Source organism: Lacisediminimonas profundi (genome assembly GCF_008831265.1).
Lineage (GTDB): Bacteria > Pseudomonadota > Gammaproteobacteria > Burkholderiales > Burkholderiaceae_D > Lacisediminimonas > Lacisediminimonas profundi.
In genome coordinates this window covers 506,411-521,993 of record NZ_VTTH01000003.1, presented here as the reverse complement: position 1 = coordinate 521,993, position 15,583 = coordinate 506,411, and the positions used below count along the sequence as shown (strand labels likewise).

At 62.0% G+C, this 15,583-nt stretch carries 13 protein-coding genes; 8 read left to right on the top strand and 5 right to left on the bottom strand.

The genetic code is table 11. The features are described 5' to 3' along the window. Positions 1-51 precede the first annotated feature (51 nt). A complete protein-coding gene (locus tag FVE66_RS12090) occupies positions 52-2,424 on the bottom strand; it encodes an ABC transporter permease (protein ID WP_206668755.1) in 2,373 nt (790 codons plus the stop codon). Then, complete coding sequence (locus FVE66_RS12085; protein WP_241673196.1) at positions 2,418-3,077, bottom strand: ABC transporter ATP-binding protein; 660 nt, start codon at positions 3,075-3,077, stop codon at positions 2,418-2,420. The genes FVE66_RS12090 and FVE66_RS12085 overlap by 7 nt, the downstream gene beginning before the upstream one ends. A gap of 147 nt (positions 3,078-3,224) precedes the next feature. Here FVE66_RS12085 and FVE66_RS20185 point away from each other — a divergent pair, with 147 nt between their 5' ends. Continuing rightward, the gene (locus FVE66_RS20185) at positions 3,225-3,377 is read left to right on the top strand and encodes a hypothetical protein (RefSeq protein ID WP_161993264.1); all 153 of its coding nucleotides are present in this window, start codon (positions 3,225-3,227) and stop codon (positions 3,375-3,377) included. Between the two features lie 118 nt (positions 3,378-3,495). Here the strand turns inward: FVE66_RS20185 and FVE66_RS12080 are convergent, their stop codons facing one another. Then, positions 3,496-4,590 (bottom strand): phospholipase A, encoded by a 1,095-nt coding sequence (locus FVE66_RS12080; RefSeq protein ID WP_241673187.1) that lies wholly within the window; start codon positions 4,588-4,590, stop codon positions 3,496-3,498. 86 nt (positions 4,591-4,676) lie between these two features. Between FVE66_RS12080 and FVE66_RS12075 the strand changes: the two genes are divergently transcribed. The 3 genes from FVE66_RS12075 to FVE66_RS12065 are packed head-to-tail and all read left to right on the top strand — an operon-like array spanning position 4,677 to position 9,710. Further along, positions 4,677-5,744: an HlyD family secretion protein gene (locus tag FVE66_RS12075; protein WP_151447662.1), complete on the top strand. Its 1,068-nt coding sequence runs from the start codon at positions 4,677-4,679 to the stop codon at positions 5,742-5,744. A gap of 53 nt (positions 5,745-5,797) precedes the next feature. Then, a complete protein-coding gene (gene rbbA, locus FVE66_RS12070; RefSeq protein WP_151447661.1) occupies positions 5,798-8,581 on the top strand; it encodes a ribosome-associated ATPase/putative transporter RbbA in 2,784 nt (927 codons plus the stop codon). Position 8,582: 1 nt separating this feature from the next. Then, on the top strand, positions 8,583-9,710 hold the full coding sequence (locus tag FVE66_RS12065; protein ID WP_151447660.1) for an ABC transporter permease: 1,128 nt from the start codon (positions 8,583-8,585) through the stop codon (positions 9,708-9,710). A 171-nt stretch (positions 9,711-9,881) separates the two neighbouring features. Here FVE66_RS12065 and FVE66_RS12060 read toward each other — a convergent pair whose 3' ends face one another. Together FVE66_RS12060 and FVE66_RS12055 are read right to left on the bottom strand one after the other, a co-directional pair. Continuing rightward, positions 9,882-10,859, bottom strand: coding sequence for a Bug family tripartite tricarboxylate transporter substrate binding protein (locus tag FVE66_RS12060; RefSeq protein WP_161993263.1), 978 nt, complete (start codon positions 10,857-10,859; stop codon positions 9,882-9,884). A gap of 113 nt (positions 10,860-10,972) precedes the next feature. Next, positions 10,973-12,058 (bottom strand): TauD/TfdA dioxygenase family protein, encoded by a 1,086-nt coding sequence (locus FVE66_RS12055; RefSeq protein WP_241673186.1) that lies wholly within the window; start codon positions 12,056-12,058, stop codon positions 10,973-10,975. Here FVE66_RS12055 and FVE66_RS12050 point away from each other — a divergent pair. The 4 genes from FVE66_RS12050 to FVE66_RS12035 all read left to right on the top strand — a co-directional run bounded on the left by FVE66_RS12050 (position 12,057) and on the right by FVE66_RS12035 (position 15,118). Further along, positions 12,057-12,941 carry a LysR substrate-binding domain-containing protein gene (locus tag FVE66_RS12050; protein ID WP_161993262.1) on the top strand — a complete coding sequence of 295 codons (885 nt, stop codon included), beginning with the start codon at positions 12,057-12,059 and terminating at the stop codon, positions 12,939-12,941. The genes FVE66_RS12055 and FVE66_RS12050 overlap by 2 nt on opposite strands. A 177-nt stretch (positions 12,942-13,118) precedes the next feature. After that, positions 13,119-13,745 carry a CDP-alcohol phosphatidyltransferase family protein gene (locus FVE66_RS12045; protein ID WP_241673185.1) on the top strand — a complete coding sequence of 209 codons (627 nt, stop codon included), beginning with the start codon at positions 13,119-13,121 and terminating at the stop codon, positions 13,743-13,745. Positions 13,746-13,994: 249 nt separating this feature from the next. Continuing rightward, the gene (locus FVE66_RS12040) at positions 13,995-14,432 is read left to right on the top strand and encodes a universal stress protein (RefSeq protein WP_151447657.1); all 438 of its coding nucleotides are present in this window, start codon (positions 13,995-13,997) and stop codon (positions 14,430-14,432) included. A gap of 8 nt (positions 14,433-14,440) precedes the next feature. Continuing rightward, positions 14,441-15,118, top strand: coding sequence for a SagB/ThcOx family dehydrogenase (locus FVE66_RS12035; RefSeq protein WP_241673184.1), 678 nt, complete (start codon positions 14,441-14,443; stop codon positions 15,116-15,118). The last annotated feature ends 465 nt before the right edge of the window (positions 15,119-15,583 follow it).

Here is a 15,583-nt window from a genome sequence, read left to right as displayed (position 1 = left end):
ACAAGCCTGCCCCTCCCTGTTCCCTGTTCCCTGTTCCCTGTTCCCTATTCCCTATTCCCGGTTCTTCAGTACATCGATCAGGTCCAGCTGCTGCACCTTGCGCCACACCAGCATTCCGGAGGCGGCCGATGCGAGCAGCACGGTCGCAGCAGCGGTCGCAAAGGTGCGGACACTGAGCACCAGCGGAATCCGGAACAGTTCCTGGCTCAGCAACTGCGACAGCAAGGCCGACAGGCCATAACCGATTGCTCCTCCCAAGGGCAAGGACAGGGCAACCAGCAACGCCTGCTCTCCCAGCAGCATCCGCCCCACCTCGGCCCGGGTAAAGCCGAGTATGCGCAGGCTCGCCAGTTCCAGCGCGTGCTCGGACAAGGCAATGCGGGCCGAGTTGTACACCACGCCGATCGCAATCACGCAGGCGAACACCACCATGACCGTCGTGTTGATCCTGAGATTTTCGGCGACGGTAGCCAGAAAACTCTGCAGCGTGGCTTCGCGCAGGCTGACACTAGCGATTGCCGGAACTGTCTTGAGGGTGCGATACAGCGCATCCCGGGCTTGCGCATCGACCGTCATGTACGCGCCCGAGACCGTGTCGGATTCGCCCAGCAGCTCGGACAGCGCGCTCCGGTTCATGTAACTCAGCACGCCAATCGGTTCGTCGACGACCAGGGCGACCCGGACCAGTACGGTCTGCCGGCGACCCTGCATGAACTCCACTTGCAGCATGCCGCCGGCCCGCACCTGCAGCAGTTCGGCCAGCATCTTGCTGAGCACGATTCCTTGCGCAGGCAGTGCAACCGGCTGCTCGTTCTCGTCCAGCACGCGGCGCAGCTCCGACGCCCCTTCCAGCCCGAGGATGGCGGTCTTTTTTTCATGGTGCCGCGAACGCAGGCGCACCGCAGCGGATCGATAGCCTTCCACCCGCAGCACACCGGGCAAGGAGGCCAGCGCCTGCAACGCAGCCACGCTTCGCACCTCGTTGAAATCGACGGCGACATCATCCCGCTGCGCAGTCCGGAACTGGATGCGGATGATTTCATCCAGCGCGTCGAACGCATACTGTCCGGTCACCATCAAGGATGCCGCCAGCGCCAGGCCCAGCACCGACAACCCGGCTTTGAACGGACTGCGCTCCAGGTTGCGCAATACCATGCGCACCGGCAGCGCAAGGAATCGCTGCAGGCCCAGCCGCTCCAGCGGACCGGGCCGGAAACGCGCCGGCGACGACGGCCGCATCGCCTCTGCCGGCGGCAGTGAAAGAACGCGGGCCACGGCGAGCACGCAGCCAAGGGCGGCCGCCAGTACCGCGATCAGCGCGGCGATGCTGACCGTGCGCAGGGACAGCGAAAAATCGAATTCGGGAAAGTGAAAGAACCTGGCATAAACGTACGCCAGCTGCTCGCCCATCCAGGCGCCGACTGCAATTCCCGCCAGTCCGCCCAGGCCGACCGTCAACAGCGCAAACTTCACGTAGTGCATGCCGATCGACAGCTGGCTGTAGCCAAAGCTCTTGAGCAGGCCGATCTGGGCGCGCTGCAGGCTGGTGATGCGCAACAGCACGTTGTGGATCAGGAACGCGACCACACCCAGGAAGATGGCGGGCAGCACCGTCGCGGTGACCTTGCTCTCCGCGAGCTCGTTGTCGAGAAAGCGATGCGACAGCTGGTCGGCCCGTCCGTAGGCACCGAGCGAACCGTAGGGTGCCAGCAGCACATCCACCTGTTCGATGACGCGCTTCTCGCTGGCATGCGGCGAAAGCGTCAGCGTCAGGTCATTGAATCCATCGCGCATGTCGAGCGCGCCGGCCAGCGATTCGTGTTCCATCCACAGCACGCCGAAACGCCGGTTGTCCGGAAAGGCGCTGCCTTTCATCTCGTTGACGTATTCCGGCGAGATCGCAATGCCGGCAATGCGCAGCTGTTCCTTGCGGCCGTTGATGATCGCCCACAGGCTGTCGCCCGGCTTCAGCGCGTTGGCCTGGGCGAATGCCTCGCTGATCGCCACCTCCAGCGCGCCGGCAGGCAGCCGCCCGGCGCGCAGATGGACGCCGTTCAAGCCTTCACCAGCCCGCCTGGGCAGGGACACCAGCCGGCCGCTTGCCGGCTCGTCCAGTCCCGGCACGTCGAGCGAGGCGTCGAACACCACCCGGCCCTGGGCCTGCTTGACGCCCGGCAATTGGCGCACCCGTTCGAGCAAGCTCTCGGGCGCGCGCTTGAAGCTGGCGAACACCTCGGCAAACCGGTACTGCTCGTAATAGCTGGCCTGCGCCGACAACAGCGCCTCGTGCGAACCCTGCATGGTGACGAAACTTGCCACGCCGCACAGCGCCACCATCGCAATCGCCAGCGCCTGGCCCCACATGCGCACCAGGTCGCGCGCCAGCTTGCGGTCAAGCGGACTCAGCGTGAATATCGCTACCACTCGATTTCCTCGGGAGAGACGCGATGCGCATTGCTTTCGATACGGACAATGCGCCCGCTGCTCAGGTACACCACCCGGTCCGCCATGCCGGCGATTGCTGCATTGTGGGTAATGATGGCGGTGGTCGTGCCCAGTTCGCGGTTGACCCGCTCCAGCACCTGCAGCACCAGCTTGCCGGTGCGGAAATCGAGCGCGCCGGTGGGTTCGTCGCACAACAGCAGGTCGGGCCGCTTGGCGATCGCGCGGGCAATCGCGACGCGCTGCTGTTCGCCGCCCGACAACTGGGCCGGAAAATGATGCAGCCGGTCCTGCAAGCCGACCATGCTCAGCGCGTCGACCGCACTCATCGGATCATCGCTGATCTCCGTCACCAGTTGCACGTTCTCCAACGCGGTCAGGCTGGGAATCAGGTTGTAGAACTGGAACACGAAACCGACATGCTCGCGGCGAAACCGGGTCAGCGCCAGGTCGCCCGCGTGCGTCAGGTCATGATCGAGATAATGCAGCGTGCCGGCGGTGGGCGTGTCCAGTCCGCCGAGGATATTCAGCAGCGTCGATTTGCCACTGCCCGAGGCGCCGAGCAGGACCAGGAACTCGCCGGCCCGCAACTCGAGGTCGACATCGGACAGCGCGTGCACCTCCACCTCGCCCATCTGGTAGGTCTTGGTCACGCCATGCAGCGAAAACACGATGCTTGCGACACTCGCGACACTCGCGTCGCTCCCGGTGCTGCCGGCGCCCGGCGTGGCGATATCAGGGCTGGAGGTCGGCATCGGCATGCAGGGTCCGGAGACTTTCCCATGGAATTGCTGCTGGCATGGCAACGAAATAACGATAGCACCTTTGCCGCACTGCGCGCGGGCGGCCACGGCCAGCCGCCGTTGATTTTCGTCAACTTGCGAACACGCTTCGTGGACGCCGTCCCGTGCGAGCACAATGCCATCCTCGCCTGATCGCAATCCGGCCATTCATTCGAGCCGATGCAGTCAAACCGATGCAGTCAAACCGATTTCCACTGACTACACTGATACCAGTAAGTAATCATGCGACTGAAGGACAAGGACATCATCATCAGTAAGTGGCCAGGAAGCCCAGCCCGAGCGTGTTCTGCTTGTGGTTGTAATCGATCAGGCTGTGGCCGTATCCGGAAAACAGCTGGACGTAGCCTTTGACCTTGCCGGCCACAGGAAAGGCCCACCCGCCCTGGGCTGCGCCCTTGCGGGTGCGGGGGTTGTATCGTGTCATCAGCGAAAACTCGTGGCCGCGCCACAGGTAGGTGCCGGTCAGGTCGCCGCGTCCCAGGTAATCGGTGATGTCCCGGTTGTCGTCTTCGGCCACCGGCTCGCCCAGCCGGCGCCATACCCGGCCCACCAGCGAGAAATTGCCTTTTTCCAGGCCCATCTGCGCATAGACCCGGTTCCAGCTGCGTGACAAGGTGGATGCCTGTCCGTTGGATTGATGAACCCAGCCGAGGTTGATGAAACGGGCACGCACACCGAGGAAGCTGAAGTTCAGCGGCGTCACCGCCATCACCTCCGGTTCATAGTTGGTTTCCCTGAACGGGCTTGAGGCATCGCGGTTGCGGGCTTGCCAGAAACTCCTCTGGGTATAGGACACCCACAGGTCGGTGCTGCTTTGCAGCGGCTCCTCCAGGACTTTCATCTTGAAGCCGATCTGGTAGGAAAGCTCGTTGTGGGAAAACCCGGGTGAACTGGAAAGGAAGCGCCTGAACGGCTGGTACGGTGCGTCGTTCGGGGTATCGGTAAATGTCGTGATCAGGTAGTTCGCCTGGTGCGGCCGGAACTGGAACGTCCCGCGCTTGTGCTCCGGCCCCAGTTCCCAATGTTCGGCAAGGGCGGACTTGATGACCGGCCGTGCCGGCACCGGTGCGGTCGAAACGAGCGAAGCGGGCGCATGCGATGAGCCGACCTGCGACGGCGGTTCACCATCGCCTGATTTGACGGCGGCCGCATCCGGGCTGGCCTGGCTGCGGTATGGCGCGGCCAGTTGATCAAAGCATGCGAGACGTTGGTCATTTGCGGCGATAGCGGCGCAATCGCCCAGGCCCGCCGGCGCCGACAGCGCAATGGCCGGGCAGGCAGCAACAAGCAGGAGACAGAGTGGACTGGTGGTGCGCGCAATGTTCATCGTGTTTTTGACTATCAAGTTACATCAGTCCACATGGAGCAGACTGAAAATCAGGGCTGAAGTGTAGTATGCAGGAGGGCCTTTCGAACAATTCCCCAAAAACAATGAACAAGAAATTCCTGCTCAGGGCAGGCTTGATCGCCATCGCCGCGGCCGCCGCGTTCTCCGGATGGCAGGCCTTGCAGCCAAAGAACACCCTGCCGGCAGGCCTTGCCAGCGGAAATGGACGCATGGAAGCCGTCGAGATCGATGTCGCCGCGCGGACTTCGGGGCGGATCAAGGAGATCCTTGTCAACGAGGGTGATTTCGTCCAGCCGGGACAGGTGCTGGCGCGGATGGATACCCAGGTGCTCGAAGCACAGAAGCGCGAAGCGCAGGCACAACTTGAGCGCATGAAAATCGGCATCGAGACTGCGCAAAGCGGTGTTGCGCAGGCCGTAGCGGAGAAAGAAGCGGCCCAGGCCCTGCTGGCGCAGCGGCAGGCCGAACTGGATGCGGCAATAAAACGCCTGGACCGGACCGAGCAACTCGCAACGAAGGGAATGGTCACGCTGCAGGGTCTCGATGACGACCGCACCCGCGTGCAGTCCGCGCGTGCAGCGGTCGGCGCGGGAAAGGCGCAGATTGCCGCGGTCAGTGCGGCAATCAGCAACGCAAGATCACAAGTGGTGGCGGCCCGCAGTGCAGTGGCTGCGGCCAAGGCAACCGTCGAGCGGATCGCCGCTGATATTGACGACAGCGAATTGAAATCGCCGCGCGAGGGCCGGGTTCAATACCGCATCGTGCAGCCGGGCGAAGTACTGTCTGGCGGCGGCAAGGTGCTGAACCTGATCGACCTGACCGACGTCTACATGACCTTCTTCCTGCCCACCCAGCTTGCGGGACGCGTGGCGCTCGGCGCCGACGTGCGGCTGGTGCTGGATGCCCTGCCCGACTATGTGATCCCGGCCAAGGTATCGTTCGTCGCCGATGTCGCGCAATTCACGCCCAAGACCGTCGAGACCACCGAAGAACGGCAAAAACTGATGTTTCGCATCAAGGCGCGGATCGATCCTGAATTGCTGCGCAAGCACGTCCGCCAGGTCAAGACCGGATTGCCGGGAGTCGCCTATGTGCGGATTGACCCGCGCGTCGATTGGCCGGCGCAGCTACAGATCCGCACGTCGAAGTGATGAAGACGGCCGCTTCTGCCCCGGCCCCCACCCCAGCCCCCTCCCCGGCCGGCATGGCATCTGATGCAACAAGCGTGGCGCAATTGCGCGATGTCGGCCTGGCATATGGAAAGACGCGCGCCCTCGACAGCGTCAGCCTCGACTTGCCGGCCGGCGCCATGATCGGACTGATCGGTCCTGACGGCGTCGGCAAGTCCAGCCTGCTGTCGCTGATTGCCGGTGCACGAGTGCTCCAGACCGGAAAGATCCGCGTGCTGGGTGGCGATATTGCCAGCCGCCGCCACCGCGAACGTGTCTGCCCGCGCATCGCCTACATGCCGCAGGGCCTGGGCAAGAACCTGTATCCAACGCTGTCGGTGGAAGAAAACCTGCAATTCTTTGCGCGCCTGTTCGGACACGACACTGCCGAGCGCCGCCGCCGGATTGACGAACTTACGCACAAGACCGGTTTGCATCCCTTCCTGGACCGGCCGGTCGGCAAGCTGTCAGGTGGAATGAAGCAGAAGCTCGGCCTGTGCTGCGCGCTGATCCACGATCCCGACCTGCTGATCCTGGACGAGCCCACCACTGGCGTCGATCCTCTGGCACGGGCCCAGTTCTGGGACCTGATCGCGCGCATCCGCGCCAACCGGCCCGGCATGAGCGTGATCGTGGCCACCGCCTACATGGACGAGGCTCAGCGCTTCGACTGGCTGGTGGCGATGGACGATGGCCGGGTGCTGGCCACCGGCACGCCGGCCGAACTGCTGGCGCGCACCGGCCACACCACGCTGGAAACCGCATTCATTGCGCTGCTGCCCGAGGAAAAGCGTCGCGGGCACCGGAAGGTGGAAATTCCGCCGCTGGTCACCGGCGAACACGAAGACGTCGCGATCGAAGCGGATGGCCTGACCATGCGCTTCGGTGATTTCGTGGCGGTCGACCATGCCAGCTTCCGCATCCGGCGCGGCGAGATTTTCGGTTTCCTGGGCTCCAACGGCTGCGGTAAATCGACCACGATGAAAATGCTGACCGGCCTGCTGGTGCCGAGCGAAGGCCAGGCCTGGCTGTTCGGCCAGCAGGTTGACCCGCACGAGGTCGATCCGCACTACATGGCGACCCGGCGCCGGGTCGGTTACATGTCGCAATCCTTCTCGCTATATGGCGAGCTGACCGTGCAGCAAAACCTGACGCTGCACGCACGCCTGTTCAATGTGCCCCAAGCCGAGGTGCCGGCGCGCGTGGCAGAGATGGCCGGGCGCTTTGGCCTGCAAGACGAACTGGACTCCCTGCCCGAGAAGCTGCCGCTCGGAATCCGCCAGCGCCTGGCGCTGGCCGTAGCCATGGTGCACAAGCCCGAGTTGCTGATACTTGACGAGCCGACTTCCGGCGTCGATCCGATCGCGCGCGACAATTTCTGGCGCCTGATGATCGAACTGGCGCGGCGCGACCGCGTGACGATTTTCATCTCCACCCATTTCATGAACGAGGCCGAGCGCTGCGACCGCATCTCGCTGATGCATGCCGGGCGCGTGCTGGAAAGCGACCGGCCGGCCGCAATCGTGGCCAGGCGCAACGCTGCGACGCTGGAGGACGCATTCATCGACTGCCTGGTGGAAGCTGGCGGCGAAGCGCCCTCAAGCCAGGCCGACGCCGCTGCAGCCGAGCCAGCCACACCGGCCGCCCCCGATGCGCCGCATCAAAAAGGCGGCCTGGGGCTGGGCCAGCGCCTGCGCCGCAGCCTGAGCCGGATCTACAGCTACATGTGGCGCGAGGCACTCGAGCTGAAACGCGACCCGATGCGCGCGGCGCTGGCCCTGGGCGGCTCGCTGCTGCTGATGTTCGTGATCGGCTATGGCATCAGCATGGATGTCGAAGACCTGCGCTATGGCGTGCTGGACCGCGACCAGACCACGCTGAGCAGGAACTACACGCTCAACCTGGCCGGCTCGCGCTATTTCAGCGAACGACCGCCGGTTGCCGATTACGCCGAACTGGACCGGCGCATGCGCAGCGGGGAGCTGTCGCTGGTGCTGGAAATCCCGCCCGGCTTCGCACGCGATGTCGGACGCGGCCACAGTGTGCAGATCGGCGCCTGGGTCGACGGCGCCATGCCGCAGAGGGCGGAGACCGTCCACGGCTATGTGCAGGGCATGCATCAGCAATGGATGGTGCAGCAAATCAGCGAGCGCACCGGCATGACAATGCCGGGCACGGCCAGCATCGAAACCCGCTACCGCTACAACCCCGACGTGAAAAGCCTGCCGGCCATGGTGCCCGCCGTCATCCCCATGCTGCTGCTGATGCTGCCGGCCATGCTGACCGCGCTGGCCGTGGTACGTGAAAAGGAGCTGGGTTCGATCATCAACTTTTACGTCACCCCCACCACCCGCAGCGAATTCCTGCTCGGCAAGCAGATCCCTTACATTGCGCTGGCCATGCTCAACTTCCTGCTGATGTGCCTGGCCGCCGTGACCATATTCGCGGTCCCGATCAAGGGCAGCTTTTTCGCCCTGCTGATTGCGGCTTTCTTGTTCACCATCGTCTCCACCGGCATGGGCCTGCTGGCCTCGACCGTCACCCGCAGCCAGATTGCCGCCATGTTCTTTGCGATGCTCGGCACCATCATCCCGGCCGTGCAGTTCGCGGGGCTGATCAACCCGGTGTCATCGCTGGAAGGCAGCGGCCGCATGATCGGCGAGATCTACCCGGCAACCTACATGTTCAACATCAGCCGCGGGGTGTTCAGCAAAGCCCTGCACCTGGCCGATCTGCAAGCGGCGCTGTGGCCCATGCTGGCGGCCATTCCGGTGGTGATGGGAGCCGCCATCTTGCTGCTCAGGAAACAGGAGCGCTGAGATGCGGCACCACCTGGCCAACATCTATCGCCTCGGGATCAAGGAACTGTGGAGCCTGTGGCGCGACCCGATGATGCTGCTGTTGATCGTCTATACCTTCACGGTGGGGGTCTACACCGCCGGCACGGCGATGCCGGAGACCCTGCACCGGGCGCCGATTGCAATTGTGGATGAGGACGGTTCGGCGCTGTCGGCGCGTATTGCTGCCGCCTTTTACCCGCCGCAATTCACCGGTCCGTTCATGATCAGCCAGCCGCAGGTGGACCCTGGACTGGACGCGGGGATGTACACCTTCGTGCTCGCCATTCCGCCCAACTTCCAGCGCGACGTGCTAGCCGGCCGGGCGCCGAAACTGCAACTCAATACCGACGCCACTCGCATGAGCCAGGCGTTTTCCGGCACCGGCGCCATCCAGCAAATCGTACTGGGCGAAGTCAACGAGTTCGTGCAGCGTTACCGCAGCACTGCCAGCTTGCCGGTCGAACTGGCCACCCGCATGCGCTTCAACCCGGCTCTGACGCCGTCCTGGTTCGGCTCCATGATGGAGTTGATCAACCATGTGACCATGCTGTCGATCATCCTGACCGGCGCCGCGCTGATACGCGAGCGCGAGCACGGAACGGTGGAGCACTTGCTGGTGATGCCAGTCACGCCCACCGAGATCATGCTGGCGAAGGTCTGGGCCATGGCGCTGGTGGTGCTGGTGGCGGCGATTGTCTCGCTCGGCGTGGTGATCCAGGGCGTGCTGAAGGTCCCGATCGAGGGCTCGCTCACCCTGTTCCTGGCCGGCGCCGCGCTGCACCTGTTCGCCACCACGTCGATGGGAATTTTCATGGCGACGCTGACGCGCAGCATGCCGCAGTTCGGCGTGCTGCTGATGCTGACGCTGATGCCCCTGCAGATGCTGTCGGGCGGCATGACCCCGCGCGAGAGCATGCCTTTCTTCGTGCAGCGCCTGATGTCCCTCGCGCCAACCACGCATTTCACGGAATTGAGCCAGGCCATCCTCTATCGCGGTGCGGGGCTGGAGGTGGTGTGGACGTCGTTCGTGGCCTTGCTGCTGATCGGGTCGGTGTTGTTTGCGCTGTCGCTGGCGCGGTTCCGGAGGACCTTGACTTCGATGGCTTGAGTGTTTTGGGTTGCAGCAAGAGCGTCGAAGGCCAATCGGCTATATGGCTCCCTCCCCTTGAAAGGGAGGGAGCATTCGTGGCGTGCGCCGGCCTGGGCTAATGGGGCGAGACTCGATTTTCCCGCAGCCTGGCTTGGCCTGCATGGCCTTTATCTGACCCCAATTCTTCTGTCAATTCGGCTTGATCCCCGATGCCTTGATCACACGGGCCCAACGCTCTGAATCAGTTTTCAGGTAGCGCGAAAATTCCTGCGGCGAACTTCCAACCGACAGTGCACCCAGGCCTTCCAGGCGCGTTTTGACACTCGCCAGCGCCAGCGCCTTGCGTGTTTCCTGGTACAGGCGGTTCGCAATTTCGGGCGGCAATCCCGGCGGCGCAATCACGCCCAACCAGATCGCCGTATCTTCGAAACCCGGAAAGCCTGCTTCGGCCATGGTTGGCGCTTGCGGGAATCGAGCCATGCGCTCCTTGGTCGCCACAGCCAGTACCTTGAGGCGTTTATCCTGTACCAGCTCGGCAATGCCGACCATCGGAAAATAGGTGAACGACACTCTCCCCGCCATCACTTCGGTCAATGCTGGCGCATTGCCCTTGAATGGGACATTGGTCATTTCCACTCCGGCATTGAGCGCGAACAAGGCCCCCGCGAGATGGCCGGACCCGCCATTTCCGGCCGATCCATAGCTGACCGAGCCTGGCGCAGAGCGAGCTTTCTGGATCAGGTCATTCATTGATGAAAATGGCGAATCATGGGCCGCCACAGCAACCAGGGGCAGCGTGACAAGCAGCGAGACCGGGGAAAATCCGGCAATCGGATCATAGTCCGCGTTCTTCGGATTCAGGATGGGATTGACGACGTGCGACAAGGATGTCACCAGCAATGTGTAGCCATCAGGGTCCGATCGCATCACTTCTTTGGTTGCAATCAGGGCGTTCGCGCCTGGCTTGTTTTCGACGATGACAGATTGTCCCATCGACGTCGTCATTTCCTTGGCCAGCAAGCGGGCGACGATGTCGGCCGAACCGCCCGGCGCATAACCGACCACCAACTTGATCTGCTTTTCAGGAAACGGCCCACTGTGAGCCAAAGGCGCGACTGCGACACAGGACAACACCATCGCCGCCAATTGCAAGATCGTTCGTTTCATCCAAGTCTCCATTAATTATTTTTTTGGGGATCGGGGTAAACATCCAGTCCATGTAAATCTACCCTCACCCGTCTCGTCCCGACGAAGCTTTTGTCGTCATCGTCCAGCACACATCAGAACACGGCGGTGCCCCTGACCGTTGTCCGGTTCATGAGCCGGGCTTGCTCCGGACCATAGTCTGCAACAGCCAGATGCTGGGTGGAGCAGTTATCCCACATCAGGACATCGCCAACCCGCCATTTGTGACGGTACATGAATTGCTCCGATTGGCAATGTTCGCAAAGCTGCAGGATCAAGGCATCACTCTCCTCCTTGCCGAGTCCGACTATTTCAGTCGTGAAGCTTTCATTCACGTAGATGCACTTTCGTCCGGTGACCGGATGCGTCCTGATGACAGGATGAATGACCTCGGGGACTTGCTTCTTCTGTTCCTCGCTTAACTTTGCCCTGACATGCGGCCGCTTCAGATAGGAATGGCGCGCCTTGAGCGTGCCCAGGTACTTCTGCATCTCCGGGTCGAGGGCATCGTAGGCAGCAGCGGTGCTGACGAAACAAGTATCCCCATAGGTCTTGTCGGGACCCGGCTCCGGAATCTGCTTGGCATAAAGGATGGAGCAGCGGCTTGGAATTTCGACGTAGGACAGATCCGTGTGCCATTGCTGGCCGGCGTCGGCAATGCCAACTGGCTTGCCGTTTTCCACAACGTTAGAAATCAGCAGAATCTCCGGAAAATCCGCAAGAAGGTACTGTTTCAGGACGTGAATTTCGAGACCGCCGAAGCGGCGGCTGAATTCGACATGCTGCGCCGGCGTCATTACCTGATCCCTGAACACCAGCACCGAGCGCTCGCTGAACGCGTCGTCGATTTGCCTGAAAGTCGCATCGTCGATCGGTCTGGACAAGTCGATGTCCAGTATCTCGGATCCCAATGGGGATGCCAGCTTATGCAATTTCATGGTGATTTTTTCTTCCGCTTGTAATCGATCGTCGTGAGAATGCCGATCTTTCCGGGTGCTTCCGCGTACGAAAATACCGGCTTCATGGCACGCCAGCACTGGCGACAAGCCATACTGACGCTGCAAATGGTAGGTTGCGCCAGATATCATAGTAAATTCATCAATTTCTAATTCGTTATAAGTAGGGCTTATGCAAACACTGCCTGTTTCAAGCCGCCTTGCACAGCTGCGGGTCCGCCACATGACCTTGCTGAACCTGATCGCCGAAGGTGGCTCGCTCAGCAAGGCTGCGCAGGCTTTGTCGCTCACCCAACCGGCCGTCACCGCCATGCTGCAGGAACTGGAGTCGGTGCTGGGTGTGCAACTGGTTGAGCGGGACAGGCGGGGCGCTCGCCTGACCGCTATCGGCATGGCGACGCATGTGCAACTGCGCCAGGCACTGAACGTCCTGAACGGACTGGAATCGGGGCTGGCAATGGCGCCAGAAACCCACCATCTTCGAGTCGGCGTGCTGACTACCGCCATGCTGGAACTGGTCCCCGACGCGGTCGCCAAGCTGCGGCGCGATGGACCCCGGACCACCTTCCAGTTTTTCGAGAATACGGTGGATAGCGTGGTCCGCGGCGTGCTTGACGGTAGCCTCGACTGCGGAATCGGCCGCATTGGCACGGGCGTGCTTCAATCGGCAAATTCCAAGCGCCTCAAGATCAGCCAGATCCAGAAAGCGCCACTGAAAATCGTTGGCGCGCCGACACATCCCTTGTGCGAGCTTGCGCGGGTATCTCTTTCGACACTGCAAAATCAGTCCTGGATCCTGCTTCCACATGGAACGCAGTCACGCGAGGCCTTCGACCACGCATTCATTCAACAAGGACTGGTTCCGCCCTTGCCGGTGGTCGAGTCGCTGTCGTTCTACTCCAATTTCCATCTGGCGAGCAAAACCGATCTTCTGACAATCGCCCCCGCGGCTGCCCTGGAACACTTCGCCGCTGCGAACATCGTGCAGGCACTCAAAATTACCTGGCCGATCGGCTTGTCTCCCATCATGTTTTTCTGCCTGAAGGAGCTGTCAGCGACCAGGGCAATCAGTGCGTTTCGGCAGGCCCTCCTTTCGCAGGAGAGCTAGCGTCCCGAGGACTGCCAGCTACGATGAATTCATCGGCAGTTGTCCGACAAGGGGGATAATTGGCAGTTTGAGCACCACGATTTCCCAAGCCTTGGTAGACGGCGGCGTGGTGATCGGCAAAGATAGCGAGTTAATATCACGATTCCTGATCCCGGCAAAAACGAACATGGTGCAAAAATGACTGAAACCCCGAAGGCAAAACGCTTCTCGATGATCCGGGAGTTCCATCTGGCCGACTGGTTTACGCTGGGCAACGCGGTGTCCGGCACAGGCGCCCTGTTCTCCACGATGTCCTTCCTGACCAGCGGCGACGTCTTCCACGTTTACATGGTCGCGTTCCTGGTCTTCCTGGCGCTGGTGTTCGATGTGCTGGACGGGCGTATTGCCCGGTGGCGGCAAAAGTCCTCTGCACTCGGCCGCGAACTGGACTCGCTGGCGGACGTGATTTCATTTGGCGTGGCGCCTGCGATCATTGGCTACGCTTGCGGCATGAATGGCCTGTATGACAGGATCCTGCTGGCCTACTTCGTGGCCTGCGGCGTGTCGCGACTGGCTCGCTATAACGTGACTGCCGAGGACATGGCGGGTGCGTCAGGGAAAGTAACCCACTTCGAGGGCACGCCGATCCCGACGTCGATCGTATTGGTCTTCTTGCTTGCCGCTGCGGCCTATAGCGGCGCCATCGGCCAGAATTTGTGGTTTGGCGCCATGTCCATCGGCGGGTTTACGCTGCATCCGCTGACGCTGATTTTCGGATTGTCCGGCAGCCTGATGATCAGCCGTATTCGCATTCCGAAGCCTTGAGTATTGCTCTTGAGATTTGCACTTGAGTATTGCGGCAGGCGCACAATCCAGCGGGGGCTCCATCACTTTGAAGGAGCCCCGCGGACAATGGCATGCGGCGCCAGCCCTTGTGCCTTTTGACCCCGATCAAACGCGCAGCGTCCCTGCCAGGACCTGCGCCCGATAAACTTTGCATGCAGGAATGGTGCCGCGAGCGCCGCGAGCGCCACGAGTGCCACGCAGCGCATCGCAACCAAGGAGGGCTGTGCCATGTTCAAGACCATCCTCGTACCGACCGACGGCTCGGAGCTCGCTTTCAAGGCAGCGCAAACCGCAATCGAATTTGCGCGCGAGTCCGGCGCCAGGCTGATCACCCTGTCGGTGGCCGAGTCCTTTCCCTATATCGCCCTCGCCGAGGGAGTCGTCCTTCCCAATCCCGAGGAATATGACGAGGCCCTGCTCCAGGCCGCCCGCAACAGCGCGCAGCAGGTGGCAGATGCCGCGGCGAAAGCTGGCGTCGCCTGCGAAGCGATCACGGCCCAGGCGGTCGACCCCTCCGCTGAAATCATTGACACCGCGACCCGCCGCGCTTGCGATGCGATTTTCATTGCATCCCACGGGCGCCGCGGACTGGGCAAAATCTGGCTGGGTAGCGTGACCCAGCGCGTGTTGGCCGGTACCAGGCTCCCGGTGCTGGTGATTCGCTGATCCGAGCCATGTTGACGCCAACCGCCAGCAGCTTGCCAGGCCGCCCCGCCCTGCTGGCGCTGGTGCTAATGCTGCCCCTCGCGCTTGCGCTCGCCGGGGGTGCCCTGGCGGCACCCAAATCGATACGCCTGCCGGAGCCGCAGACCACAGGCGGCAAACCGCTGATGCAGGTACTGAAGGAGCGCCGCACCGCGCGCGATTTCAAAGGCGATCCATTGCCGCCACAGACTCTATCGAACCTGCTATGGGCCGCATTCGGCGTCAATCGTCCCGCATCGGGAGGCCGCACCGCACCTTCAGCGCACGACGTACAGGAAATAGACGTCTATGTCGTCCTGCCCGATGGCGCCTATCTGTACGACGCCAGGGGCAATGCGCTGGAGCTGGTGCGGGCCGGCGATCTGCGCGGCCTGACCGGCATGCAGCCGTTTGTGAAAGACGCACCAGTGAGCCTGGTGTATGTGTCCGACTACCGAAAATTCACCCGCGACAGCGAGGCCGACAAGGCTTTCTATTCGGCGGCCGACGCCGGGCATATCAGCCAGAACGTCTACCTGTTCGGGGCCTCGGAGGGATTGGCGGTGATGGTGCGCGCCTACATCGACAAGCCAGCGCTGGCGAAGGCGCTCGGGCTCAAGCCGTATCAGCATATCGTGCTGGCGCAGTCGGTGGGTTATCCGAAGTAATCCGGATCGCTATGGGTGGTTTCACCCGGACAGAGGGTGATCATTGCCCACTTCTCGATTTGCGGTAATGGTCGATCGACTTTATGGCTCCCTCCCTTTCAAGGGGAGGGAGCATTCGTGGCATGCGCCGGCTATTTCGCGCAAGTCGCTGAAGCCGAATACTCACCCGCACATCGCTTTTCAATTATGTAGTCGACGAGAAACTTGCCGGCAAGGCCGGCCACAAACAGGATCAGCATCAACTGCACTATCGTCAGGCCGCTGTTTCGCTTCAATCGCAACTCCCTCGGTGGTGTGTGCACACAGACGCGCCAACTGGTGGCCCCGGATGTGATTCTTCCTGTCATTCTTCCCATCAATCTTTCCGCAAGATTGATGCAGATCAAAGGCCGTGGCGAACCGGGAATACCTTCAAGGTATCAGCGCCAGCCAAATTTGATATTGGACGAGCAACAAGCAGCTCGA

Excerpts from the sequence above, each read along its gene's own strand:
- FVE66_RS12085 (WP_241673196.1), bottom strand. The coding sequence starts at position 3,077 with ATGGGCGAGGTGGAGGTGCACGCGCTGTCCGATGTCGACCTCGAGTTG.
- FVE66_RS20185 (WP_161993264.1), top strand. The coding sequence starts at position 3,225 with ATGGAATTGCTGCTGGCATGGCAACGAAATAACGATAGCACCTTTGCC.
- FVE66_RS12075 (WP_151447662.1), top strand. The coding sequence starts at position 4,677 with ATGAACAAGAAATTCCTGCTCAGGGCAGGCTTGATCGCCATCGCCGCG.
- rbbA (WP_151447661.1), top strand. The coding sequence starts at position 5,798 with ATGGCATCTGATGCAACAAGCGTGGCGCAATTGCGCGATGTCGGCCTG.
- FVE66_RS12065 (WP_151447660.1), top strand. The coding sequence starts at position 8,583 with ATGCGGCACCACCTGGCCAACATCTATCGCCTCGGGATCAAGGAACTG.
- FVE66_RS12060 (WP_161993263.1), bottom strand. The coding sequence starts at position 10,859 with ATGAAACGAACGATCTTGCAATTGGCGGCGATGGTGTTGTCCTGTGTC.
- FVE66_RS12050 (WP_161993262.1), top strand. The coding sequence starts at position 12,057 with ATGACCTTGCTGAACCTGATCGCCGAAGGTGGCTCGCTCAGCAAGGCT.
- FVE66_RS12055 (WP_241673186.1), bottom strand. The coding sequence starts at position 12,058 with ATGTGGCGGACCCGCAGCTGTGCAAGGCGGCTTGAAACAGGCAGTGTT.
- FVE66_RS12045 (WP_241673185.1), top strand. The coding sequence starts at position 13,119 with ATGACTGAAACCCCGAAGGCAAAACGCTTCTCGATGATCCGGGAGTTC.
- FVE66_RS12040 (WP_151447657.1), top strand. The coding sequence starts at position 13,995 with ATGTTCAAGACCATCCTCGTACCGACCGACGGCTCGGAGCTCGCTTTC.
- FVE66_RS12035 (WP_241673184.1), top strand. The coding sequence starts at position 14,441 with ATGTTGACGCCAACCGCCAGCAGCTTGCCAGGCCGCCCCGCCCTGCTG.